Source organism: Streptomyces sp. NBC_00080, from assembly GCF_045041255.1.
Taxonomy (GTDB): domain Bacteria; phylum Actinomycetota; class Actinomycetes; order Streptomycetales; family Streptomycetaceae; genus Streptomyces; species Streptomyces coriariae.
The window spans coordinates 91,390-116,081 of record NZ_CP108236.1; the positions used below are offsets into that span (position 1 = coordinate 91,390).

Annotated in this window: 19 protein-coding genes and 1 pseudogene; 9 read left to right on the forward strand and 11 right to left on the reverse strand. The window is 66.3% G+C overall.

The window, feature by feature from the left end; translation table 11 throughout:
• The first annotated feature begins 513 nt into the window (after positions 1-513).
• The 3 genes from OHU34_RS44095 to OHU34_RS44105 all read left to right on the forward strand — a co-directional run bounded on the left by OHU34_RS44095 (position 514) and on the right by OHU34_RS44105 (position 11,999).
• Complete coding sequence (locus tag OHU34_RS44095; protein WP_405772646.1) at positions 514-4,131, forward strand: LamG domain-containing protein; 3,618 nt, start codon at positions 514-516, stop codon at positions 4,129-4,131.
• 117 nt (positions 4,132-4,248) lie between these two features.
• Complete coding sequence (locus tag OHU34_RS44100) at positions 4,249-11,166, forward strand: polymorphic toxin-type HINT domain-containing protein (RefSeq protein ID WP_331733306.1); 6,918 nt, start codon at positions 4,249-4,251, stop codon at positions 11,164-11,166.
• 68 nt (positions 11,167-11,234) lie between these two features.
• A complete protein-coding gene (locus tag OHU34_RS44105) occupies positions 11,235-11,999 on the forward strand; it encodes a barstar family protein (RefSeq protein ID WP_405772648.1) in 765 nt (254 codons plus the stop codon).
• A 93-nt stretch (positions 12,000-12,092) separates the two neighbouring features.
• Here OHU34_RS44105 and OHU34_RS44110 read toward each other — a convergent pair whose 3' ends face one another.
• The 7 genes and pseudogenes from OHU34_RS44110 to OHU34_RS44140 form a co-directional block, all read right to left on the reverse strand.
• A complete protein-coding gene (locus tag OHU34_RS44110; RefSeq protein WP_331733308.1) occupies positions 12,093-13,400 on the reverse strand; it encodes a tyrosine-type recombinase/integrase in 1,308 nt (435 codons plus the stop codon).
• A complete protein-coding gene (locus tag OHU34_RS44115) occupies positions 13,400-13,624 on the reverse strand; it encodes a helix-turn-helix domain-containing protein (protein WP_331733311.1) in 225 nt (74 codons plus the stop codon). The genes OHU34_RS44110 and OHU34_RS44115 overlap by 1 nt, the downstream gene beginning before the upstream one ends.
• Positions 13,624-15,055 (reverse strand): annotated as a pseudogene (locus tag OHU34_RS44120) (replication initiator). The gene OHU34_RS44115 and the pseudogene OHU34_RS44120 overlap by 1 nt, the downstream one beginning before the upstream one ends.
• A 148-nt stretch (positions 15,056-15,203) precedes the next feature.
• Positions 15,204-15,956, reverse strand: a complete 753-nt coding sequence (locus OHU34_RS44125; RefSeq protein WP_331733314.1) for a DUF2637 domain-containing protein — start codon at positions 15,954-15,956, stop codon at positions 15,204-15,206.
• A gap of 30 nt (positions 15,957-15,986) precedes the next feature.
• Positions 15,987-17,384, reverse strand: a complete 1,398-nt coding sequence (locus tag OHU34_RS44130) for an FtsK/SpoIIIE domain-containing protein (RefSeq protein ID WP_331733317.1) — start codon at positions 17,382-17,384, stop codon at positions 15,987-15,989.
• A 1-nt stretch (position 17,385) separates the two neighbouring features.
• The gene (locus tag OHU34_RS44135) at positions 17,386-17,577 is read right to left on the reverse strand and encodes a hypothetical protein (protein WP_331733319.1); all 192 of its coding nucleotides are present in this window, start codon (positions 17,575-17,577) and stop codon (positions 17,386-17,388) included.
• Positions 17,574-17,927: a hypothetical protein gene (locus tag OHU34_RS44140; protein ID WP_331733321.1), complete on the reverse strand. Its 354-nt coding sequence runs from the start codon at positions 17,925-17,927 to the stop codon at positions 17,574-17,576. Before OHU34_RS44140 ends, OHU34_RS44135 begins: the two co-directional genes overlap by 4 nt.
• Before the next feature lie 172 nt (positions 17,928-18,099).
• Here OHU34_RS44140 and OHU34_RS44145 point away from each other — a divergent pair, with 172 nt between their 5' ends.
• Positions 18,100-18,951, forward strand: coding sequence for a GntR family transcriptional regulator (locus tag OHU34_RS44145; RefSeq protein ID WP_405772652.1), 852 nt, complete (start codon positions 18,100-18,102; stop codon positions 18,949-18,951).
• Positions 18,952-19,514: 563 nt separating this feature from the next.
• Here OHU34_RS44145 and OHU34_RS44150 read toward each other — a convergent pair.
• Entirely contained in the window at positions 19,515-19,760 is a 246-nt protein-coding gene (locus OHU34_RS44150; RefSeq protein WP_331733324.1) for a hypothetical protein, read from the reverse strand.
• Positions 19,748-19,999 carry a hypothetical protein gene (locus tag OHU34_RS44155; RefSeq protein ID WP_331733987.1) on the reverse strand — a complete coding sequence of 84 codons (252 nt, stop codon included), beginning with the start codon at positions 19,997-19,999 and terminating at the stop codon, positions 19,748-19,750. Before OHU34_RS44155 ends, OHU34_RS44150 begins: the two co-directional genes overlap by 13 nt.
• Positions 20,000-20,272: 273 nt before the next feature.
• On the opposite strand from OHU34_RS44155, the gene OHU34_RS44160 reads away from it, so the two are divergent.
• From OHU34_RS44160 to OHU34_RS44175, 4 genes are all read left to right on the forward strand, one after another.
• Positions 20,273-20,992 carry an XRE family transcriptional regulator gene (locus tag OHU34_RS44160; protein WP_051822022.1) on the forward strand — a complete coding sequence of 240 codons (720 nt, stop codon included), beginning with the start codon at positions 20,273-20,275 and terminating at the stop codon, positions 20,990-20,992.
• A 2-nt stretch (positions 20,993-20,994) separates the two neighbouring features.
• Complete coding sequence (locus OHU34_RS44165) at positions 20,995-21,465, forward strand: NUDIX domain-containing protein (protein WP_331733326.1); 471 nt, start codon at positions 20,995-20,997, stop codon at positions 21,463-21,465.
• Positions 21,466-21,667: 202 nt separating this feature from the next.
• On the forward strand, positions 21,668-21,949 hold the full coding sequence (locus OHU34_RS44170; protein ID WP_331733327.1) for a hypothetical protein: 282 nt from the start codon (positions 21,668-21,670) through the stop codon (positions 21,947-21,949).
• Positions 21,950-21,956: 7 nt separating this feature from the next.
• Entirely contained in the window at positions 21,957-22,439 is a 483-nt protein-coding gene (locus OHU34_RS44175; protein WP_331733328.1) for a hypothetical protein, read from the forward strand.
• Positions 22,440-22,933: 494 nt separating this feature from the next.
• Here OHU34_RS44175 and OHU34_RS44180 read toward each other — a convergent pair whose 3' ends face one another.
• Positions 22,934-23,302: a hypothetical protein gene (locus tag OHU34_RS44180; protein ID WP_331733330.1), complete on the reverse strand. Its 369-nt coding sequence runs from the start codon at positions 23,300-23,302 to the stop codon at positions 22,934-22,936.
• Positions 23,299-23,481 (reverse strand): hypothetical protein, encoded by a 183-nt coding sequence (locus tag OHU34_RS44185; protein ID WP_405772655.1) that lies wholly within the window; start codon positions 23,479-23,481, stop codon positions 23,299-23,301. Before OHU34_RS44185 ends, OHU34_RS44180 begins: the two co-directional genes overlap by 4 nt.
• Positions 23,482-23,648: 167 nt before the next feature.
• On the opposite strand from OHU34_RS44185, the gene OHU34_RS44190 reads away from it, so the two are divergent.
• Positions 23,649-24,466 (forward strand): IS5 family transposase gene (locus OHU34_RS44190; protein WP_331733334.1). Its coding sequence is split into 2 segments (ribosomal slippage): positions 23,649-23,996 and positions 23,999-24,466, totalling 816 coding nucleotides; the frame shifts between segments, so codons are not numbered across the junction.
• Positions 24,467-24,692 lie beyond the last annotated feature (226 nt).

Sequence of the window (24,692 nt, forward strand, 5' to 3'; positions counted from 1 at the left end):
GGTGTTGGCTGCCGAGGGTAGCGGGCGTCGGCGACATGAGCACCAGGCGCCCCGAATGTGCCCGTTGTCAGCATGAACGACATTCCGGAGCCCTTCCGACTCAACGCAGCCCTGACGAGGTGGTGGCGATCCGCGAAAGAGCGCCAGGCCAACGTGACGTCACGCGCTCGACCTTGCACCTTCTCGGGTTGACGCAGGAGGGCGAGGCTGTCGGTACCTGCCCGTCGGGCAGCGTGTATTGAGTGTGCATAGCTGCATATTTCCGGGTGCCTCCGAGTTGGGTGGTGGTTGCATTCCTTTTGCTGCACCTGCGGGCTTATGCGCACCGTGATTCCCCCTTGACGGAAGGTAGCCATGAGGTTTGAATGTGGTCTCATTTTGAAGATCATGTGACTCTGGGGGCGGGGTTCTGTGCCGATAGGTCGGCGTGGCAGAGATATGGCGGGGCATCGCCGACGCGGCGGGGGCAGGACGGCTGGTGCAACGACGGCTGCGCTTGGCGTGCTGTTGGGAATGATGGTGCTGCCGACCCAGCATGGGGTTGCCTCTGCAGCAGAACCGGAGCCCGCGTCCTTGACCCAGGCCCAACAGGCCTTGGTGCAAGCCCAGGAGTCCGGTCAACGAGTGGAAGTCACTGGGGAGCGGTCGGAACGGACGACCGTTTACGCCAATCCTGACGGTTTCACGTTCACCTTGGAGGAGTCGGCTGTCCCCGTACGTGTGGCCACTGCAGACGGCGGCTGGCAGACGCCGGATGCAACTTTGGTGAAACGTTCGGACGGGTCTGTGGGTCCGAAGGCCGCTGCCGTGGAGGTGGAATTCACTGCAGGGGGTGACAAGGCGCCGCTTGCACGGATCGCTCATCGCGGCAGATCACTGGAGCTTGACTGGCCGGGGATGTTGCCAGCCCCGCAGCTGAACGGCTCCAGCGCCGTGTACGGCGACGTGCTGCCGGGTGTCGATCTGAAGGTGACGGCGACACCGGAGAGCTTCCAGCCCGTATTCGTGGTCAAAACGCCTGAGGCCGCGGCGAACGACAAGCTGCAAAAGCTCACCTTCGGACTCAAGGCCCACGGCCTGAACGTGCGTGAGGGGTCGTCCGGCAACCTTGCGGCTGTCGACGACAGCGGCCAGACCGTGTTCAGATCGCCACCCGCGCGGATGTGGGACTCCGCCGGCGAAGGCTCCGCGGCCCAGACACAGCTGGTGACGGCGGATACGCCAGGCGCCGCCGCTGCCGAGCCTTCCGATCCGTCGGAGAGTGCGCCGTCGGGGTCGGGGCTGGAGCCCGGGCAGGGGGACACCGTGGCTCGCATGAATGTGACTGTCAGCAAGGACTCGCTGTCGGTGGTGCCGGACGCGAAGATGCTTTCCTCGACCGAGGAGTCGGCGTTTCCGCTCTTCATCGACCCGACCGTGTCGTGGGGTGAGTCGGAGCGCACGCTCCTGCGCAGCGACGGCTATGAGTCCTACGGCTGGTCCAACGGTGATGACGACCAAGGCAAGGGCGCCGGCAAATGCGGTACCTGGAACGGCTACTACTGCGGCCCGGGCTATGTACAGAAGTTGTACTTCGAGTTCTCCCCGGCGAGCCTGAAAGGCAAGAACATCCTGGACGCCACGTTCCGGGTGACCGAGCCGTGGGCGTTCCAGTGTGATCCGCGCTGGGTGGACCTCGTCCGCACGAACAACATCTCCTCTGCCACCACCTGGTCGTCCCGGCCGACGGAGCTGGACCTGATGGTGGACGTCAATGTTTCGGCTGGGCGAGGGTCGCTGTGTGACCCCGATTCACCGAACGCACCAATTGAGTTCAACGACAGCGCCACGGAGACGAACGAAAACCTGACGCCGACGGTGCGTAACTTCGCGGCAGGCAAGTTCTCGAGGCTGACCCTCGAGGTCAAGGCGCACGACGAGGGCGACACCGCCGCATGGAAGCGGTTCAGGAACGATGCCACGCTCGCCGTGAAGTACGTGGGCCTGCCGGACACCCCCATCGAAGTGGGATTGATCTCCGGAAATTCTTACGTATGCGCATCCAACTCCACTGCGCCAAACATCGTCTCCGACCCGATGCCTTACGTTCAGGGCAAACCGCGTACTGCGTCCGGAGGGTCGGTGGGTGCCAGCCTGAGGATCCGTTGGCGATTGGAGAAGTCTGACGGTTCCGTCTGGAGCCTCGTCAGCGACCTCGACAGCCCGACCAGCGGATACATCGGCAACATGGTGAGGCAGACCAAGCGCTTTCCCGCCGTCCAGGAAGGAGTTTTGTACCGGCTCAAGGCACTGACTCTCTCGTACTACGAGGACGGCACCAACCGGCTGAACTCTGGCTACTCAGCCCCCTGCTACTTCAAGGTCGACCCCACGGCACCGAAGGCGCCGCAGGTGACCTTCGGCACGCCGTACACAGAATGCCTCAGCAACGATTGTGTGTCGCACGGTGGGCCGGGTGTCCCAGGCACCTTCATGTTCAAGCCGGCGGCCGTGGACACGAATGTCGTCGCTTACCAGTACAAGCTCTCTACGGGCACGACTGACAACGCCGCATGGTCGGCTGACCGGCCGGCGTCGTCGCCGACGTTCACCGTCACACCTGCGCAAGCAGGTAAATACACCTTGTCCGTGCGAGCCAAGGACAATGTCGGTACTGGCCGCTACGGTGAGGAGACACCTGTCGAGTTCATGGTCGACGAAGGCCAGGATCCGGTCGGCCGCTGGCACTTCGACGAGGCTGATGGTTCGGCTGTGGACTCCGGGACCTGGGACGGGGCGGACGATGCGACGCTGAACGGCGGCGCGGTCCGTGACGACCGAGGGCGTCGCGGTCTCGTGACATACGACGATTCGGGGACAGCCCTTGCGACTCCGGTGACGGACAAGGGACTGAGTCTCAACGGCACCACCGCGTACGCAGCGAGCGCAGGTACGGTGCTGGACACCTCAGCGTCTTACACCGTCTCTGCCTGGGTGCGGGTCGACGCCGGCGCCACACGCACGATGACGGTGCTCACTCAGACGCCTGAGAGCGGGAGCCCCTTCAGCCAGAAGTACATCCCGTTCGGGCTGTCATACGCCGGCGGAGGTGACAACACGTGGAGCATGAGCGTGTTGGCCAGTGACGGCGCAATCCACAAGGCGAGCGCTCAACAGGCCACAGCGCGCAATGTATGGACCCATGTGGTTGGGGTGCACGACGCGGCAACGAAGAAGATCAGCCTCTATCTCAACGGGAAACTGCAGAGCTCCGTCGATGCCGGCACCGCGTGGAAAGCGACCGGTCCCCTGCAGATCGGACGCGGTATCTGGGCCGATGCCTATACCGACTACCTGCAGGGCTCGGCCGACGAAGTGTCGGTGTGGCAGCGGGACCTTTCTGCGATCGAGATCTCAGACGAGGCAAAACTGGCGCAGTTCGACAAGTACAACCATGTAGAACTGGTCGCCGACTGGTCGGCGGATCGGGGCAGTGGCACCAGCGTCCCGGACACCACCTCGGGCTACGGGAAGTCGCTGGCCCTGACCGGTGGAGCATCGCTGGACGGGGAATCGATCGTGCTGGACGGCGTGGACGATGCGTCCACCGTCGGGGGACCGATCGTCGACGACAACGGGTCGTTCACCGTGACGGCGCTGGTGTCCGTCGATGGAGACAAACTCGCCGGCAAGAGCGTCGGGTACACCGGCCAGATAGTGGGTCAGCGGACGGCAGACGGGTCTGCCTGGGGACTCTGGTACAAGCTGACCGGCGAGGACATCGTGCTCGACGACGACGGAATGGAGCACACGCTACCGGTCGGCAAGTGGCACTTTGGACGCTTGAACGCTGACGGCACTTTCTCGTCCGTCGTCTCCCGGGACAGTGCCCTGACGGACGGGATGGTCCGGCTGACGGGAGTCTTCGACGCCCAGGACCGGGGTGGCACGATCAGCCTCTATGTGGGAGGCATCCCCAATGGGGACGCCGAGGTGTTCACAGCGAAGGCAGGCTCGGGCGACTTCGCCCTCGGAAAGGGTTTCACCAGCGGCGCCTGGCAGCACTACCTGCCCGGCAACGTCGCGGAAGTGCGCTTGTGGGCCGGTGCGATGGGCGGCTTCGCACAGGTCGGAGACATCGTGGGTGACTGACGGGTGCAGAGGGTGGGGCAGCCGCAGGCGCGGCCGCCTCACCCCCAGCCGCTGTGGAAGCGGCGGTTTGCGGCGTTGGGCGGGCTCTTCTTACGGGACTGGGTGGGGACGAAAACGATGGTCTTTGGCATAGGCACCTCAAAGCGGCGTCGTGGCGGCGAACGGCACCGTGCTCGACTGCTGGTGCAGTCGTTGGCCCTGGCGCTGGTTGTGCCGGTCGGCGTGGCCCAAGTGGCCGAGGCCGCAGGAGCCAAGGGCCTGGGTCGGCCCGGTGTACCTGAATCCCGGGTGAGCAAGGTGGAGGAGTTCAGCGGCCCGGGTGCGGGGAAGGCTCGCAGGCAGGTTGCCCAGGACAAGAAGGCAAACGCTGGTCAGGCTGCACGGGCCCAGACGGAACGAGAGGCAGTCTGGCCTGGACACGGCACGGCGACACTGACCCTCACTGGGGGCAGGCCGAAGACCGTGGATCCGGGTGGCGTCGCAGTCACAATATCGCCGGCGCCGGGCGTCGAGGCGGCAGCGGGCGGCACCGTCCGGGTGAGCACTCTGGACCAAACGGCAACCCGCAAGGCCGGCGTTACGGGTGTGCTGCTGACCGCCGAGGCGGACTCCGCGAGCGCCGTAGAGATGCGCGTTGACTATGGCGGCTTCGCCTCAGCCATCGGCGGAGGATGGTCCCAGCGCCTGCACGTGGTGAAATTGCCAGCTTGCGCCCTGACGACACCGCAGAAGGTCGAGTGCCGCACTCAGGAACCGCTCTCTTCCGACAATGACATCGCCAGTGAGTCGGTATCGGCCACGGTCAGTTTGGGCAGCTCTACGGCTGGCAAGACTGCTCAACTGATACGTACCGCCGACGGCGCCGCGTCCGCCACAGTGCTCGCTGTCACGGCCTCCAGCGCCGGCTCCGGGCAGTCGCCCAACGGCGCCGGTGACTACTCATCGACACCGCTCTCGGAGTCCTCGTCGTGGCAGGCAGGCGGCAGTTCGGGGTCCTTCACCTGGTCGTACGGCTTCTCGATGCCGCCCGCGGCGGCAGGCCCGGCGCCCGCACCGTCGCTGTCGTACGACTCAGGCAGCGTCGATGGCCGTACCGCCACGACCAACAACCAGGGCTCGGCGGTCGGTGAGGGTTTCACGCTCACCGAGTCCTACATTGAGCGCTCCTACGGCTCCTGTGACGACGACGGTCACACCGACATGTTCGACCGCTGCTGGAAGTACGACAATGCGAGCCTTGTTCTGAACGGCAAGGCAAGCCGACTGGTCAAAGACGACGGCAGCGGCCAGTGGCGACTGGAGGACGATGACGCCTCGAAGGTGACTCGGTCCTCGGGCGCGGACAACGGGGACGACAACGGTGAGTACTGGACTGTCACAACGGGCGACGGCACCAGGTACGTGTTCGGCCTGGACAAACTTGCGGGCTCGGACGCGCAACGCACCAACTCGGTATGGACCGTACCGGTCTTCGGTGACGACTCGGGCGAGCCAGGCTACTCGGCCGGAGACACCTTCGGTGACCGGGCGCTGACCCAGGCGTGGCGATGGAACCTCGACTACGTCGAGGACACCCGTGGCAACGCGACCACCTACTGGTACACGAAAGAGTCGAACTACTACAAGAAGAACAAGGCGACGACCGCGAACGCCTCCTACACGCGCGGTGGCTATCTCACCCAGATCGAGTACGGTCTGCGCGCAGGGGCACTGTTCACCGACAAGGCGGACGCGAAGGTCACGTTCTCCCACGCCGAGCGCTGCACTGCCTCGGACTGCTCCAGCCTGACCAAGGACACGGCCGACAACTGGCCGGACGTACCATTCGACGCGATCTGCTCCAGCGGCGACGACGAATGCAACGCAGCCGGCCCCAGCTTCTTCTCCCGCAAGCGCCTGACCGGGATCGATACCTTTTCCTACAACGCCACCGCGGCTACCTATGACGCGGTGGACTCCTGGGATCTGGTGCAGGCCTACCTGGACGGCGGAGACATCGGCGACAGCTCCGACCAGGTGCTGACCCTGAAGTCGCTGAAGCCGACCGGCAAGGCAGGCGACACGAGCATCGCCGTGAACCCGATCTTGTTCACCTATCAGATGCGCCCTAACAGGGTGGATGCTACTGACAACATCCTGCCCCTCACCCGCCCTCGCGTATCGACGATCACCTCGGAGACGGGCGCGATCACGAGAGTGACGCTGTCGGGTGAGGAATGTGTACGCAGCGAGGTCCTGGGCGCGGCACCGGACAGCAACACCCGCTCGTGTCACCCGCAGTTCTGGAACATCAACGGGGCCTCGGACGCCTCGATCGACTGGTTCCACAAGTACCGGGTGCTGGCCGTCACCGTCTCCGACCCGGCCGCGGCCAGTGAGACCGTCGAGCATGCGTATGCCTACAGCGGTGCGGCCTGGCACTACAGCGACGAGCCGTTCACTCCGGCTGATGAGCGGACCTGGTCCGATTGGCGCGGATACCGCCAGGTCACGACGTGGGCCGGCGCAACGGATGCCACCCGCTCTCGAACGGTCTCCCTGTACTTCCAGGGCATGCACGGGGACAAGAACAAAGACGGCACCACCAAGTCCGTCTCCATATCCCCTCTGGCATCTCCGGCCCTCGGGGCCGCCCAGCTCACTGATAGTGACCCGTACGCGGGTCAGTTGCGTGAACAGGTCACCTACGACGGCTCCACGGCAATCTCGGGCACGATAAACGACCCGTGGTCCAAGGAGACCGGTCGCCAGACCGTGCCAGGCGCCGGTGATCACGTCGCCCGCTATGTGCGCACGTCGAAGACCCATTCCTACACCTTCTTGACGGCGTCCCAGGCATGGCGTGAGCGTCAGACAGCCACGACCTTCGACAGTTACGGCATGCCAGTGACCGTCGAGGACTCTGGCCAGGTCGGCAAAGCGGACGACGAGACGTGCACGCGTACGTGGTACGCCCGCAATACTGATGTCAACCTGACCAGCCTGGTCTCCCGCACTCGCACGGTCGCCCGCACCTGTGCGACAGCGGACACCTTGCTGTCCATGCCCGCGACCATGGACCCTGCCAACCCTCAGCGAGGCGACATACTGGCAGACGACGCCAGGGTCTACGACACCGCTAACGCCACGACATGGTCGGCCGCCCAGACGCCCACCAAAGGCCAGGTGACCTGGACCGGCCGCGCCACCGGCTACGCCGTCACTGCAGACCCCAACGGCGAACGGCTTCCGGCCGCCTGGCAGATGGTGTCCAGGATGACGTACGACACGCTAGGCCGCCCCCTCGCCGTCACCAACTCGAAGGGGGAAACCTCATCCACGGCCTACGTCCCCGTTGATGCGGGCCCGCTGACAAGGGTCGCTGTGACCGGCCCCGCTCCCAAGCAGTACAAGACGTACAAGTACTTCGATCCGCGGCGCGGTCTGCCGACACGGATTTTCGACGTCAATTCGAAAAAGACCGAAAGTACCTATGACTCTCTGGGCCGCCTGACCGCCGTCTGGCAACCCAATCGGAACCGAGCCAACGCCGACGCCGCAAATGTGACCTTCGCCTACCACCTGGACGACACCAAGGCCTCGTGGGTGTCGACCTCTGCGCTGAAGAACGACGGCAAGAGCTACAACACCGGCTATGCCCTCTACGACTCGCTGCTCCGCCCACTGCAGACCCAGTCGCCAACCCCACAGGGTGGCCGTCTGCTGACGGACACGCGCTACGACACCCGCGGCCTGGCCCATGAGACATCCGCGGACATCTTCGATGACACCAGCACCCCCAACGGAACCTACACGCGTGCCGAATTTGGCGAGTCCCCCACCCAGACGCAGACGGTGTTTGACGGGACCGGACGTGCCACGGCCAAGACCCTGTACATCTACGGGGTCAAGAAGTGGTCCACGGAGACGAGTTACACCGGCGACTCCGTCGCGACGACTGCGCTTGAAGGCGCTTCGGCCACGCGCACAATCACCGACGTACGCGGCCGGACGGTAGAGAGCCGCGAGTACACCGGCACGAGTCCGGCCGACACCTCCTTCGGCACCGGTCCGGGAGGCCCGTACACGTCGACGAAGTTCGCCTACGAACTGGATGGCCAGCAGAAGTCGATCACTGGCCCAGACGGAGCCGTTTGGTCGTACAGCTACGATCTGTTCGGCCGCCAAGCCAAAGCCGCTGACCCCGACAGAGGCACCACCACCACCGCGTACGACGACCTCGACCGGGCCGTCAAGACCACGGACGCACGGGGCATCTCCATCCTGACCAAGTACGACGAACTGAGTCGTGCAACCGGCACGTGGAAAAACTCCGAAACGGACGCCAACCAGCTCACCGGTTACACCTACGACACCCTTCTTAAGGGCCAGCCCACCTCGTCCACCCGGTACGTCGGCGGGAAGGCGGGCGACGCCTACACGCAGACCGTCACTGCGTACGACAGTCTCAGCCGGCCCATCGGCCTCGAGCTGCAACTGCCTGCGACTGATGCCTTCGTAACGGCAGGGCAGCCCTCCAAGCTGGCATTCGAGACGTCCTACAACATCGACGGAACACTGCAGACCGCCACGGAGCCGGCACTCGGCGGGCTTCCGTCCGAACCCCTGCAGTACAGCTACGACGACCTGGGAAATCCCACGGGACTCAACGGCGGCACCGGGGTGGGCTACATACGCGGCATCTCCTACTCGGCGCTCGCTCAGCCACAGCAAGTGACCCTGGGCCTGGGCGGGGCCAGCAACAAGGACTTCTACATCAACAACACCTACGAGCCAGGCACCGGCCGCCTCAAGCGCAGCAATATCACTGACCAGACCCACCCATACAACCTTCAGGACCTCAACTACACCTACGATCAGGCAGGCAAAGTCACCGCTATCAGCGACCCGACCAACTTGGGCGGCTCCAGCTCCACGGACACCCAATGCTTCGCCTATGACGACCACCAGCGCTTGAGCGAGGCCTGGACCCCCGCATCCCAGAACTGCAGCGACACGCGCAGCGCGTCCGCCCTGTCGGGCCCAGCCCCCTACTGGACGAGCTACACCTACAACGAAGCAGGCCAGCGGACCAGCGAGACCAACCACACGGGCGTCAGCGACACGAAGACGACCTATTGCTACGCCAAGACTGGCCAGCCCCACACTCTGACAGGCACCACCACAGGTACCGACTGCACCACCCCGCAGCGCACCTACGACTACGACGCCACCGGCAACACGCGGCACCGCCCCGGCACAACGGTGTCGGCCACTCAGGAACTGGACTGGTCACCCGACGGCAAGCTGTCCAAGCTCACCGAGAACGAGACGTCGACCGACTACACATACGACGCGGCCGGCACACTACTGATCCGCAGCACCGAGAACGGCGAGCGCATCCTGTACGCCGGCGCCACGGAACTCCACCTGCGCGCCAATGGCACCACCTGGGCCCAGCGCTACTACACCGCGGGCGACATCACGGCCGCCTTCCGCTCCAACCAGTCCGGCATCAACAAGCTCACATACCTCGCCGGTGACCACCACGGCACCTCCAGCCTGGCGCTCAATCCGGACACGGGCCAGACCTTCACCAAGCGCTTCACCACACCCTTCGGCAAAGACCGCGGCACGCCCACCTATGGCCCCTGGCCCGACGACAAGGGCTTCCTCGGCAAAACGCGGGACGCCGGCACCGGACTAACCCACATAGGCGCCCGCGAATACGACACAGAAATCGGCCAGTTCATCAGCGTCGACCCCATCTTGGCCGCCGACCAGCCACAGTCCCTCAACGGCTACAGCTACGCCAACAACAACCCTGTCACCGGCAGCGATCCGACCGGACTCTGGTGCGACAGCTGCAACGACGGTGCCGGCTGGACCCGCCCCGACGGTGGCACGAAGGGCGATACGAACGGAGGGAAAAACGCAGACGGCACCGTACGCGGTACACCCAACGGCGGCAGTGGTGGCAGCGGCGGGACAGCTTCCACAAGCGGTAGCACGAGCACCACGACCACAGCTGCGGAACAGTATCGCTGTGGCGTGATCGGATGCGAGGCCTCCGAAAATCCGGGTAGATATTGCCAGCACAATCCGATATTTTGCAAGATCATTTCTTATGGCCCAACCTTTGAGGAAGTGGCCAAACAGGCATGGGAAGTAGAGAAAGACCTGATCGGGATCGGCGCCTTTGAGGACTGCAAGAATGGCGATGCCATGGCTTGCGTTGAACTCTCGAAGAACGCAATCTTCGTCGCCAAACTGAAAATCTTCGAGCAAGCGCTAGAGAAGGGGGTAATGCAGCTCACGTCCTGCAATTGCTTCCTTGCCGGCACCAATGTTCTCATGGCTGACGGAGCAACGAAGGATATCGAAGATGTTGAGGTTGGCGACAAGGTCCTAGCGACCGACCCCGAGACCGGGAAGACTGCCCCGAAAAAGGTCACCGCTCTCATCAGAACGGACGGCGATAAATATTTCAACGAACTCTCTCTAACCACCAACGACGGTTCCGAAAAGCTAACCGCAACGCACGAACACCCGTTCTGGTCACCATCCGAGCGGACCTGGATCGCAGCCGGAGACCTCACACCCGGCATGACCCTGCTCACTGACGACGGCACAACCGTCACGGTTACAGCCAACCGCCCGTTCATTCGCCACGCTCGTACATACAACCTCACGGTCGGCGGCCTGCACACGTACTATGTACTCGCGGGCGATACGCCGGTTCTCGTTCACAACAGCAACGGCTGTCCCACTGGGAGGTTGTCGGATCCCCTGCCCAGGGGGATGAATAATAAGATCGCTTCGGCCTACGACGACGTGAGGGCAGGGCGGATTCCTTCGCACGATACGTACGGGGGACGTGAACACCCGTGGTGGGCAGGTTCTAAGGAGTACCGCGTGCCGGGCAGGCCTGAAACTGACAGAATCCTGGAAAAGGAACTGCCGAACGGCGTCAAGGTATACGGCTGGACGTCCACGCATTACACGAAGATTCAACGCTTCAGTGCACCCCATTTCCCTGACTCGGGGTGGAATTAGTAGCTCTATTGGTTAACTGGTGCAGCGACTTGATTGTCGCTGCACCAGTTCCGGTTTGGGGATTAGGCGTGGCTGGCGAACTGCCCGTAGTGGGCAAGGCGGATTTCCCGCTGTACGTGGTATCGGATGAAGAGTCCGGGGGGGTGCTTGTTGCCGCTGAGGGAGTAGAGGGGTTTTTTGTCGACCCGGAAGCGGAATCGCCGGAAGTGGCCTTCCTGAGGGCTCATGAGGTCGAGAAGGGTGGGCGGAGGGTCGAAGATGCAGTGATGGCGGTCATGAATCGTCAACGGGAGAAGATTGGCGAGTACTTCATTGGTCGGGCTGTGCTCGGAGACCCTGGCGTAGGGGAGCCAGGCGGAAATATTCCAAGAGTCGCTTTCCGGTTCTTTGGTAATCGTTGCGAGTATCCCGAAGCTGAGAGAATTTGGCCGCGTTGGGCATCAGGGGTCGCCCTGGAGAAGGGGGAATGGGTTCGGTGGCCGGCGAACTATCAGGGCGCATGGCTGCACGTTGTTCAAAATTCCTGGTTCGCTTCGAACCGTAGGGCTGCTCGCTATGGAGTGGAGGACGTTGTCCACTTGGACGGTGGGCAAATTTCCACGAAGTCGGGGTTCTACTGTGCATTGGGTGAGGCGGTCAATGGTCCGGGCGGTTACTTTGGATCAAATCTTGACGCTCTCGCGGACTGTATTTCTTCGAGTTTCGGCGAAGGGCCCCCGGCGAGGATTATTTGGCGGAACTTTCAGACGTCTCAAGAATCCCTTGATAATGCCTTCCTGGATTCGATTGTGGGACTAATGCGAGAACTTCGCGTAGATCTCGCCACTTGCTGACTTTAGGGCGCGTGCGCGAGCAAATATGACGCCCCGCCAGTTGGCATCTGGCGGGGCGTCTGGGTGGGGTGACGGCAGTAGTTGACGGCAACGTCAGCGGACGGCGGCTCCGACGAGGGGTGGTTCGTTGCCGTCGTCGGGCTTGCCGGTGGTCTCGGTGGGGTTGCGGAGGGCGTGTCCGAGGAGGTCGATGGCGTCGCGTTGGAGGCGGAGCCGGACGTGGGCGTAGACGGTGGCGGTGACGCCGATGTGGGCGTGCCCCAGCAGCTCCTTGATCACGACGAGTTCCACTCCTTGTTCCAGGAGGAGGGTCGCGGTCGAGTGGCGGAGGTCGTGGAACCGGATGCGCCGGAGCCCGGCCCGGCGGAGCAGGGTGTTGAAGTGCCGGGTGAGGGTTGATCCTTCGATCGGGGCGCCGTTGGGACGGGTGAAAACGTAGCCGCTGTCCTGCCAGCCCGTTCCCGCCGCCTCGCGTTCCTGGAGTTGCCGGTTGCGGTGCTGTTCGAGGGAGCGCAGGCATGGCGCGGGCAGGGCGATGCGCCGTTCAGAGCTCTTGGTCTTGGTCGGGAGGGCAGTCAGGCCGCTGGAGTTGATGCGTTGGAGGGTGCGGCGGATGCTGGCGGTTCCGCTGGCCAGGTCGAGGTCTTCCCAGCGCAGGCCGAGGAGTTCGCCCTTGCGGAGCCCGGTATGCAGAGCGAGTTCGAACAGCGGCTGCAACCGGTGACCGCTGGTGGCGGCCAGGAAGTTGCGCGCTTCGTCGCCGGTGAGGGGTTCGAAGCGGCGGGGCCGGGGCGTGCCGGTGCGGACGTTATGGGCGACGTTGCGCGGGATCTCCTCCTCACGCACGGCGTGCTCCAGGGCGGACTTGAGCACGGAGTGTACGTAGGCCAGGGTCAGGGGCGAGAGCTGCTTGGAGCAGCACTTTCCGGCGGCGCAGCAGAGGGGTTGGTCACGGGCGGCATCGAGGCCGCGGGTGCAGCACTGGCAGGTGGTGCGGAGCTGGTTGAGCCAGGTGCGGACGTCCTTGGCGGTGAGCTTGGCGAGCTTCTTCCGTCCGAGGCCGGGGATGAGGTAGAGCCGGGCGACGGCGGTGTAGCGGGTGTGGGTGTTCTCGCGGAGCTGGTGGACGGCGACAGCGTCGAGCCAGTACGTCAGGTACGCGGCCACGCTACCCTGCGCGGACGGAATGGGGAGGCCGCGGTTACTGTTGGCGATCTTCTCGGTGAGCTTGGCCAGGGCCTCCTTGCGGGTGGCGCCGTAGACGCGGATGCGCTTGCGCGTGTTGCCGGGTGCGAGGACGTATCCGGCAGCCTCCCACCGGCTGTCCTTGCGCTGATAGACGGTTCCGTCGCCGTTGGCGCGCACGCGGCGGGAGGGGCTGCTGTCTCGGGGAGTGGTCATTACGCGGCTTCCTGGTCGAGGCGGGTGCGGATGAAGTCGGTGAGCGCGCGGGCGGGGATGCGGCGGGCGCGGCCGAGGGTGATCGAGGCGAGCTGGCTGGTGCGGAGCAGGTCGTAGACGGCGGAGCGGCCGAGCTGGAGGCGGGCCATGACCTGTGGCACCGTCAGCAGTTCCTCCGGCGTGCTCACCGGCTGGCGGGGAGGGACCGGGTCATGTGCGGTCATCAGCAGCCGCCTTCCGCGATGAACCGCCGTGCGAGTTCTCTGCGGTGCCAGACGGCGGCGGCGAGGAGCCTGGCGCCGGGGCTGTAGCCGGTGCCGAGGTATGCCCAGTGCCCGACGACGAGGGTGGTGTCCGGGGCGCGCTCGGGCAGGCCGGCGTGGGTGCGGGCCTGTTCGGTGCGCCAGGTGCGGCGGGCAGCGCGCAGCGCGCCGAGGGTGGTCGAGTAGGCGCGGGATTTGGTGGAGAAGTGGCCGCGGAAGCCGAGCATGTGCGCCCACTTCCAGAGCTTGAGGTCGGCGAACTCGGGCAGCCTGCCGAGCTCCCAGCAGGTGCGGATCATCTGCCGCACATGCCGGGCGACCGCGAGGCGGGGTAGAGGCCGGGCCTGTCCGGTGCCGTCGCACGCGGTGCAGGGGAGCGGGGTGCCGTGGGGCAGGAGGGTGGCGCCGCGTCCCTGGCAGGGGCGGCAGTACAGGGCGTGGTCGAGGGTGCCGGAGGCGTCGGCGGACTTGGTGGCGTACTTGGCCACATAGGCGGCCACCGCCTGGTCGGTGAGTTCGCTATCGGTGTCGAAGGCGGCGATCTCGCGTACGTCGAGCTGCTGGCCCCAGGTGAGTTCGCGTTCCCCGATCGCGTCCGAGGTGACGGAGATGCGGGCGCGTGGTGCGGCGGCGCGGATGGCGTTCGGTGAGCACGGCGACGGTGGCGTACGAGGGCGGGGGCTGGGTGCTGCCGTCGGGGCCGTCGAGGCGGATCACGGCGTGGAAGTGGACCAGGCCGCGCTTCTGGTACTCGGCGACCTTGGCGAAGGACATCCGTAGAACCGTGCGGGCGGCCTTCTGGGTGAGGCCGAGCCGGACGGCGAGCTCGCGGCGCAGGTAAGTGGTGAAGCGGGCCCACAAGGCTCCGGCGTGGGCGTTGAAGAGGACTGCACCCGCGTAGTCGTACGTCGCCGGATTGAGCGGTGTGCCGAGCAGTGGGTCCGTGGGCTCGTGGCGGGTTCCGCAGCGGCAGGGCCGGGCGTCGGGGCGGTTGTGGACGGGGCCGAAGGAGGGGGCGGTGAGGGTGGCGAAGACGCGGGGGTGGGTGCGGACGGTGTCGGGGACGGTCTTGCCGCCGGAGAGGCCGGCGCGGATGAGGTGGTAGGTATCGGCGGCGTAGAGACGGGAGCAGGCCGGGCAGCGGGAGGCACGGCGGTTGCCGCACGTGGTCAGCAGGCTGCCGGTGGGCTCGTCGGAGGCGGTATAGGAGCGCAGCACCTCACCGGTCATGGTGTCGACGGTCGTGCTCTGGCCGGTCAGGCGTACGGGTTCGGTGCAGCCGCCGAGTCGTTCGATCTGCCGCTGTGCGCGGTCGAAGTCGGGGTGATTGACCAGGTGGAGCAAGTCCCGCACGGCGGGGCTTGCCACGTGGCGCAGGTCCAGGGTGACCATTCGGGGCGTGTCCCTTCTGTCGGGTGGGTGGCCCCGAGCAGCAACCAGCCAGGCAGGAAGGCGTGTTGGTACTACTCGGGGCATGACGAACCAGGCCCATGGGCGGGCGTGGTGCGGCGAGGGGGAGGTGGCCGGTGAGGGCTGGGACTCAGAGCTGAGCGAGCGCTGCGGTGGCCACCGGAAGGGCGACGCCCATGCGCGTCCCCAGGTGAGCGGCGGTGATCGGTGTCCCGTGCTCGGCACGGTGGGTATCCGCGACGCGCCGGGCCGCGTCCAGCAAGGCGGGCGGCAGGGCAGGACCGGATGCGGGCCGGGCCGTCTTGGCTACGACGGGCGCAGCGGCGGTCGGAGCCGGAGCGGGCTGCGGTTCCTCGGTGGGGGACTCGGCGACGACCGGGGCGGGCGTCGGGGGCTCGGATACGGGTGCTTCGTTGGGGACCTGTTCGGCGGCAGGGGTGGTGGTCTCCCGGTTCTCGGTGGGGTGGGTGAGGGTGTGGAACTGGGCGAGGAAGGCAGGGCCGATGTGGCCCCAGCCCAAGAGCAGGAGCGGGGCGACGGTGTCCAGGCAGGCCCGTCCGTAGCGTCCGGTGAGCAGGGGGTCAGCGGTGTTCAGCGCGAGGGTGAGCAGGCCGCACAGGTGCAGCAGCCGGGTACCGGCTCGCAGCTCCGCCTGCGGCACGCCGCGCAGGGCGAGGAAGCGCAGGGCGAGGAAGCGCAGGGCGACCAAGAGTCCGACCACCGACAGGTCCACCATGGGCGCAATCAGCGGGGCGATCGGATGCGGGACGCCGAGGCGCAGGGCGAGCGCCCAGACGTTGCCGAAGGAGAAGACGAAGGCCAGGGCCGCGATGACCGCCATGACCACGGTCACAGTGCGCCGGGTGAACCGCTCCTCCGCCATGGGTTCAACCTCCCTCCCGGGTCCGGGTGTTCAGGGCTGCTTGGTGAGCCGGGGCAGAGGCGTAGCCGCCTGGCCGGTCGAGTGAAGCAGGGCGTCCAGAAGGAGCTCCGGGTCGGCGGTCAGGTGCGAGGTGTCCTCCGCGATGCGGGCGGCGTCGGCGTCGGAGACGTAGGGGGTGCGGATGCGGGTGTAGCCGGGGCGGCCCTGCATGGCCATCACCGCGACGCCGACGTAGGCGGGGTCCTGCAAGGTGACCGGGCTGGCGTCGGGCCAGTTGCGGATGTCGTCGCCGAGTGCGGCCACCGCGGCTTCCACGGTCTTCTGTGCGAACGACAGCCCGACCGGGCACACGTCGCGGATGAAGGTCGGGATGGCGTCGCCCGTGGTCTTCTGGCTAATCAGGATGGTCAGGATGCCGACGCTGCGGCCCTTCTTGACCAGGTCTTCCACCAGCCGGGTGTTCTCCGCCGTCAGCGCGGCCAAACGTTTCGTCTCGGCGTCGCTGCCCTTGTACTCGCGGAAGAACGTGTGCGCCTCGTCGATGAGCACCACGGTGAGTGGCCACAGCCGGGAGGGGCCAACGTGCCACATGTTCTTCACGTCCATCACGTCCCGGATCACCGAGGATCGCCGCCGACGCAGCGCCACCAGGCGCTTGAACAGCGCATTCGCTTCATCCAGGTCGTCCCCGCAGAAAGCGAACATCCGCTTGACCAGGTCCGCGTAGTCGCCCTCTTCGGCCCGCGACACCTTCCCGTCGAAGCCCACGAACTGCACGGCCGCCGACGGCGCGAGGTCACACACGAACTTGTTGATTCCCGAGGTCTTGCCCGCGCCGGGGGTGCCGGCCACGGTCACCCCGGGCACGTTCGCCAGGGACACGCATACCGGTGCGGCGTACTCGTCCACCCCCAGTTCCCAGCGCGCCACGTCCTCCGGCGGGCGGCCGGTGGGTCGGTGCTCGGTCGGTGTGGTCAACGGGTCGGAGCGCACGCCCCGGATCACCACCCGGCCGGGCCCGTCCGGCAGGACGGAGACCCGCGTGCACCGCCAGGCGTCGGCCAGGAACCGCGCCGCCTTCTGGTACTCCTCCAGTCCGACCTGCGGCAGGGTCCTGGCCTGCACGATCACCCCGAACCGGTCCGGCTTGACCTTGATCCGGGGAGTCAGTACCCGGGGCGCGGGGGCGGGGCTGTCCTTCTGAGCGGTGAGCTGCGCGAGCAGGCCCGGCGTCTTGTCGGTGACCGTCAGTCCGGCCATCCGCGCCAGGCGCACCCAGCCCCATCGAACCCGAACGGCCTGCCGCATGCTGACCCGCGTGCCCCGGTCGGCACGGACGTAGCGCACCATTGCCCACAACAGCCACGCGCCCGCCAGCACGGCGACGACCAGCAGCACCTGCGGCGCGCGATCGGTCAGGTTCTCCACGTCAGTCCCCCTTGGTCGCGCGTATCAGGTGCAGCACGTCGGCCAGGTCCAGCCCGGCCGCGTCCGCCGGGGTCAGGCCGAGCAGGTCGAGGACCGCCCCGGATGCGGAGAACGTCGCCTTGCTCTCGGTGCCCGGCAGGGGCCGCAGCACATGCAGCTCACGCTGCGGCCCCCGGTTGTCGAGCCCGGTCACTGCGCGGCCTCCGCCGCGACCAGCTCCAGGCGGGCGGCGCGGTAGGCGACGCCGTCGGAGAGCTGTCCGTTGAAGATCCGCGCCCACGGGGTGGCGAACAGTTCCACCGGCCGCACCATCGCGCCCGGCTTGAGCCCGGCGGCCAGGCCCGTCTCCGGAACCGTGATCTTCAGGACCTCGGCCCGGCCGTCCTCCATGAGCATCACGGTCACCGTGTACAGCGACGCGCCGGTCTCCCGGTCGGTGGCGACCTCCCCGGTCTGCTGGTCCTTGATCTTCAGCACCGGGTCGGTGCCCGCGATGCACACCGCCGACGGCAGCAGGGCAACCCGGATTCGAGACATGGCCATGCCATCACATCCTCATCGTTCGAGATGGAGCCGCTTGATCGACTCGATGATGACCATAGCGCTACGGCGATATGGATGCAACGCACGCATAGGTGGGACGGTCGATAAGGGTGGTGATGCAGGCGTGTGCGGCGGGCGCTACGGACGCTACGGTTGGCCCATGACCCTGCCCTTGGACGACGACCCGCGGCCCCCCTACCTCCAGGCCGCCGAAGTGCTGCGGGCCGCCATCCTCAACGGCGAGCTTCAGCCCGGTGAGCGCCTGCCGTCGGCACGCGATCTCCAAGAGCGGTTCGGTGTCGCCAGCTCCACCGTCCAAAACGCCCTGCGCGTCCTGAGGCAGGAAGGGCTCGTCTACTCCGTCCTCGGCCGGGGCAGCTACGTCAGCCTGCCCCTCGACCAACAGGACACCGAAGAAAAGGACGGCGACGAAGGCGCGACAGGGGACGGCCCCTTTCCTCCTGGGTGGCGTTCGGCCCGCGCCGAGGACAACCGTCCTCCCTTCGTCCGGACCGCAGACACCCTGCGCGAAGAGATCAAGGAAGGACTCTTTCCCCCGGGTAGCAAGCTGCCTTCCGCACGTGAGCTGCAAGAGCGGTTCACCATCGCCAACTCCACCGCGCAGAACGCCCTTCGCCTCCTGAAGAGCGAGGGACTGATCTACGCGGTCAAGGGGCGCGGCGTCTTCGTCCGCACCGCCCCCACACCCGGCAAGAACTACAGTTCCAAGGTCGTCCAGCACCTCCAGCGCGAGGAGATCGAACGCCAGGCCCGTAGGACCGCCGGCGAATTCGCGCACCTCTCCGACGCCGAGCTCAAAGCGCTTGCCGACCAAATCCATAACGAGCTCAACCAGGCCCGCACGGCGTACCAAGCAGCGGTTGAGAAAGGCCGGAAGATCACCCGCGAACTGGCCCGCCGTGGCCAACTCGCGCCACCGCTCCACGAAGATCCCGCAGCCGCCCGCAAGGAACTCGAAGACAGACTCGCCGACGCGAAGAGGCGCCGCCAGCAGGGCCCCTGACGACCAGGCTGACAGGTCGGCCAGTGGGTGAGCTGTTCAGAGTTTCTTTACTTGATCAAGGGCGTCCCGCTGACGCGGGCCGCCGCGCGTCGGCGGTCGGTGACCGCCGCCCGCTCCTGTCTGCCGCCCCGCTGGCGACGGCCGCCGACCACTCGGCGCGCAGAGCCCGGGAGCGTAGGCCGGACTACCAATCGGAAGCCCCCGGTCCGACCGCTCACCAGCAGACCGGCCGGGGCACTCGAGAGGCCGCCCGACGGGTTCGCGCCGTCCCGGACGCCCATGTTTGCTGCCTGGCTGGGGGCCGTGACGATGGAGATAACTGGGCTGATGCCGGTGCGGGGTTGAGCGAGACACACGTGGCGGGTAATCGGTCGGCACGCCCGCCGTGGTGGCTGACTTTCTGTGGCTGAGGCCAGAACCTCATGACCCATGGGCCCGGCACGTACGTGAGGGCCCGTCCCTGCCGGGGCTGACGAGGACGGGGGAGCCTCGATCGGCCACGCCCGGCAAGGACGGGAGTCGGGTAGGTCAGCGCGGTGCGGTGCTTGGGCCAGCGGGGCTGGTCACGTCTGCCGCCAGGCCCGCCAGGGCCGGGTGATGATCTCCCGGTAGGTATGGTGGGACGGGTTCTGGCCGCAGTGCCGCAGCACCCAGTTCTGCGGTTCGGTGAAGTCCACGCTCGTCGGTGAGGTTTCTCCGTCCACGGCGCACTGCATCGCGTAAAGGACCGGCTCCGCGTCCGGCTCGCGGTCGGGCTGGAGCGTCCAGGTCTCGTAGCGCAGGACCGAGCGCGGGGTCACCGTCCCCACCTCCGGTTGGCCACGGCCACCTTCGCGCTCAACTCCTCCGTCGGAGTCGGCGGGCGAACGTCCTCAGGCGGCACGTCCCACTCTCTGCCACCGCGCGGTGGCCGAAGCTGCACGTACGTCCCCACATGCCCCATCACCACGCCCACCTTGCCGCTCCGCCGGTCGACCACCAGGGCGCCGGCATCGGGCGAGACGGTGTGCCCGTCGGCACCAGGGGTGGGGGCCGTCATCGTGACCACCCCGGCGAGGCGGCGCGCGACCGGGCGTCCAGTCGCAGGGCGGGAACACATGGGGCGGCGCTCATTCGCACGGTGACGCTCCTCGGCGGCGTTGATGCGTGCCCCTGGACCTATTCGTGCCGCAGGGTCGGCACCGATCCTCACGCCGGTCACCGGGACGAAGGAACCTCCACCAAACCCCACTTCGGGACGTCCTGCACCGTGTAGAACGTCCCTAGTGCCGTCCTGAGACGAAGGGGGAGACTCGTGCCGAACGAGAGACTACGAGCCGTCATGGCGGCGGGAGGCTGGACGTACGCCGCACTCGCTCAGCAGGTCGAGGTCGACCCCAAGTCGGTCGAGCGCTGGGTGAACCTCGGGCGTATCCCACGTCGTGCCACAGCCCTCCAGGCGGCCAAGGCCCTGGGAGAAGACGTGCACGCACTCTGGCCGGCGCTCCGCCAGGCCCGCCCCGCCCGCGCCATCAGCCCCGAACTGGTCGCGCTTTACGAACAGCGGGCCGACATCCCCGTCTCGGCGTTCACCGACCTGATGGCCCAGGCCCGGGAACGTATCGACATCCTCGTCTACGCGGCAGTCTTCCTCCACGAGGCGTACCCGCGGCTGAACGAACTCCTCACCGAACGCGCCGCCGAAGGCTGCACCGTCCGCATCGCGATCGGGGACCCCGACAGCGACAACGTCCAAGCCCGCGGCCAGGAAGAGCGGTTCGGCCACGGCATCGAATCCCGCTGCCGCCTCGCGCTCATGCACTACAAGCCGCTCGCCGACACCCCCGGCATCGAAGTCCGCACCCACGAAACCACGCTCTACAACTCCCTCTACCGCGCCGACGACCAGCAACTCGTCAACGCACACGTCTGGGGCGTCAACGCCTACGCAGCCCCCGTGTGGCACCTTCGCCGACACCAGGAGAGCGGCATGTTCGACACCTACGCCGACAGCTTCGACGCCGTGTGGGCGACCGCAACCCCCGTACGAGAGGAAGACTGACCGTGGCCCGCACCGAGTACTACGACGACCCCAACGCACCCAAGCCGAACAGCATGGTCGTCGCCGCTTCCGCCGTCGTCACCGACGACCACGGGCGCATCCTCCTCCAGCGCCGCCGCGACAACGACCTGTGGGCCCTGCCCGGAGGCGGCATGGACCTCACCGACTCCCTGCCAGGCACAGCCGTCCGCGAGGTCAAAGAGGAGACCGGCCTCGACGTCGAGATCACCGGCCTGGTCGGCACCTACACCGACCCGAAACACATCATCGCCTACACCGACGGCGAGGTCCGCCGTCAGTTCAACGTCTGCTTCACCGCCCGCATCACCGGCGGCCAACTGGAGATCTCCGACGAGTCCACCGAACTCCGGTTCGTACCGCCGGAAGAGATCGAACAGCTGCCGATGCACCACACCCAACGACTCAGGCTCCAACACTTCCTGGAACAGCGCGAAAAGCCGCACCTGGGCTGAACCGTCTGACGGCAGTGGCGACGGCAACAACCCCGCACAACCACGGACATCCACGCACCTCACCGGACCAACAAACCGTACTTGACCTGGGAAAAAGCAGGTCGAAGGCTTCGCGTAGCACACGTACTATGTGCTGGCGGGCGAGACGCCGGTTCTCGTTCACAACAGCAGCGGTTGTCCGACTATTGACGACAGTCACATCGTGAACAACCACACGCCCGAGGGAATGTTCTCAAGTGACCGCTCCAAGACGGAATGGCTGCCTGAGACTTCACAGGCCTCACGTGCGGCTCTGATCAATGATGTGCTGAAGCGTGGACGGGTAGTAAAGGACACACAGAACCGCGATGGAATCGTAAAGGAATTCACGTATGAGGAGCCGGTCGGATACGCGCGAGATCGTAATAGGACACCGCTCTACACGCTGCGTGTCTACTTCGACCCCGACCTCAACCATGTACGCAACGCCTTCCCGGTGAAGTGAGCTCCCAGTGAAGATCTCTTTCTCGTCGAGCCCCGACTACGCCGATCACGGCCGAGAGCGTACGCAAGACGGCGACCTGGCTACCGTATCGAGGGCTGAGCTGAGGTGGTACTACTTCCTCGGCCGCCTTTCGATCTCCCGCTCGGGCGTCGACGTTGGACCCCCGTGGGGTTGGGTGCCGCTGTTCGATGCGATGTACTGCGTGCAGCAGGTGATGATCTTCGCCCAAGGAGGAAACGCGCTTGGGAAGATCGACTTCACCGAGAATGACGAATTCATCAGATTCGACCTGGACCGGGATGGCCTCCGCATAGTTCCGACCTACCTGGAATCCGAACTTCATTGCTCCGTCGATGAATTCGTGGCAGCTGGCATCAATTTCATTCGGGAGGAGCTGGAGCGGGTGGTAACGGAATATCCCTCGCTCGCTCGTAACCAGCATGTGCATGCGCTTGCACGGAAAGCAGGTCTGGAGATTCCAGAGATGTAGAGGATCCCCTTCACCCGCAAAAATTTGAAGCTCCGTCAGGTACGCCTTGGCGGGGCTTCTGCGTGGGGTGACGGCAGTACTGAACTTGATCGGGTGAAGTCGAGTTGGTTCGCCGGACAGCAGGCAGGTGGCGACGGCGGCGGCGGAGAACCGCAGGGATCCGGGGACGGGGCCCAGGACAAGGCGCCTGGCAGGTCGCCGGGTCAGCCAGCGCAGGGCCAGGCGCTGCCTGCGGGTCGCACCCGGGGTGAGCACCCCGATCTGATGGGGGATCTCGGGCTGGCTGCCGTCGCCAGGGACGGTCCAGGCGAGCCACCCCCAAGGAGTGCGTTCGTGGACGAGTACGAGTTCGCAGGCTGCTGAGCAGGTGTGGTCGCGGACGTGGCCGGTGAGCAGGGCGCGGGAGCGTTCCCTGTCCCACCGCCCCGGGTCGCGGGCGAAGGGTCGCTTGTGATGCGTGACTGCGGTCGGCGGCGGGGTATGGAGGGTGTCCGTCACAGGGTGCTTCCTTCCATCGGGTCGCTCAGGGCGGAGGCGCACGTCATGCAGCGGCCGTCGCCGTCGGGGTGGGCGCGCCGGGGAGTGGGCCCCGGACAGGTACGGCACGGCGGCCAGCCGAGGCAGGCCGGGCAGAGGTCCTCGTCGGGGGCGGCGCCGGGCAGGCCGCAGCCGGCGCATTCGACGAGGGCGCGGTAGGTGAGCGCCTCGCTCACCGTGCGCGCGGCAGCGGCGGGGCTAGTCGGACGCGGCCGCAGGTCTTCCCACGCGGACTCGTCGTGGTGGTCGGCAGGGTTGGCGGGCGGGGGGTAGGCCTGGGCGGCTCGAAGGCGGGCGGCGATGATCGCGCCGACCGTGGTCCTCACCGGGTGGGCAGGGGCCGGGCGGCGATGACGTGAAGCAGTTGCTCGCGGCTCCAGCCGGACTCCAGCATCACCGTCACGACGCGACCTTGATCGGTCAGCGCCTGCCCGGTCAGCAGCAGCTCAGGCCGAGCCGCCGCGAGTTCGAGCAGCAGCCGGATCCCCGGGTGCATCTCATCCACCACGGGCACGGCCGGCGGGGATGTCGGCGCGTGCGCCTGGTCCGACCGTCCGTGCCGGCGGCGCTTCGCCGCACGGACGGAGGGGTCTGGTGTTCTGCTTGTTGGTCTTCTTACTGATGGTGTTCTTAGACGTCGTTTCCTTTGGCGAGGAGAGTCGTTGTGTTGGTATGACGAGTCTTGCTGAGCATCTGGTCTCGGATGAGTTGTGGGAGTTGTTTCGGCGGGTGGTGCCGGAGACGGTGGTGGTGCGTCCGCAGGGCGGGGGCCGTCGGCGGGCCGGGGACCGTGAATGTCTGACCGCGATCGTGTTCGTGGCCACGTCGGGTTGTTCCTGGCGGCAGTTGCCGCCGGTATTCGGGCCGGCCTGGCCCACCGTCTACCGACGTTTCGCGCGGTGGACTCAGCAGCGTGTCTGGGCTCGACTGCATCGCGTCATCCTCGACGAACTCGGTGCTCAGGGCGGGCTGGACTGGTCACGATTTGCCGTTGACTCCGTGAGTGTCCGCGCCCTCAAAGGGGGCAGCTGACCGGACCGAATCCGACCGACCGCGGCAAGTTGGGATCGAAAATCCATCTCGTCGTCGATCGTGCCGGCCTGCCTGTATCTGTCGCCATCTCGGCCGCCAACACTCACGACAGCCTGGCCCTGCAACCGCTGGTGATGGGGATCCCGCCGGTCCGCAGCCCTCGCGGTCCACGCCGTCGCCGCCCGGCAAAGCTCCATGGCGACAAGGGCTACGACTATCCCTACCTGCGTCGATGGCTCCGCGAGCGGAACATCATTCCTCGCATAGCCCGGCGAGGCGTTGAGAACTCACAACGCCTGGGCCAACACCGCTGGGTGGTTGAACGGACCATGTCCTGGCTCGGCGGATGCCGCCGCCTCCACCGGCGCTACGAACGCAAGCCCGAACACTTCCTCGCCTTCCTCGCCTTCACCGCCATCGCCACCAGCCTCATCAACCACCGCCGACTCACCAAGTGAAACGACGTCTAAGGCACGTTTCAGCCTGGTCGACCAAGTCGTCATCGTCATTCCCGGAATGTGGGCATATTGCTGGAACACCGGCCTGCGGCCTGGCGCGGTATCCGTCCGACTGCGAGGACACCGAATTCCCTAAAAGCTCGTAACGCGATCTTCTGCGTGACTCAGGTGCAGTCAAAGTGGAGCGGTCGAGAGATCTTCGAGCCGTGGAAATCGGCGGAGTGGC

What these genes read in the sequence shown, in the direction of transcription:
- OHU34_RS44095 (WP_405772646.1), top strand. Translation starts at nt 514, where the DNA reads ATGATGGTGCTGCCGACCCAGCATGGGGTTGCCTCTGCAGCAGAACCG.
- OHU34_RS44100 (WP_331733306.1), top strand. Translation starts at nt 4,249, where the DNA reads ATGGTCTTTGGCATAGGCACCTCAAAGCGGCGTCGTGGCGGCGAACGG.
- OHU34_RS44110 (WP_331733308.1), bottom strand. Translation starts at nt 13,400, where the DNA reads ATGACCACTCCCCGAGACAGCAGCCCCTCCCGCCGCGTGCGCGCCAAC.
- OHU34_RS44115 (WP_331733311.1), bottom strand. Translation starts at nt 13,624, where the DNA reads ATGACCGCACATGACCCGGTCCCTCCCCGCCAGCCGGTGAGCACGCCG.
- OHU34_RS44125 (WP_331733314.1), bottom strand. Translation starts at nt 15,956, where the DNA reads ATGGCGGAGGAGCGGTTCACCCGGCGCACTGTGACCGTGGTCATGGCG.
- OHU34_RS44140 (WP_331733321.1), bottom strand. Translation starts at nt 17,927, where the DNA reads ATGGCCATGTCTCGAATCCGGGTTGCCCTGCTGCCGTCGGCGGTGTGC.
- OHU34_RS44160 (WP_051822022.1), top strand. Translation starts at nt 20,273, where the DNA reads ATGGCGGCGGGAGGCTGGACGTACGCCGCACTCGCTCAGCAGGTCGAG.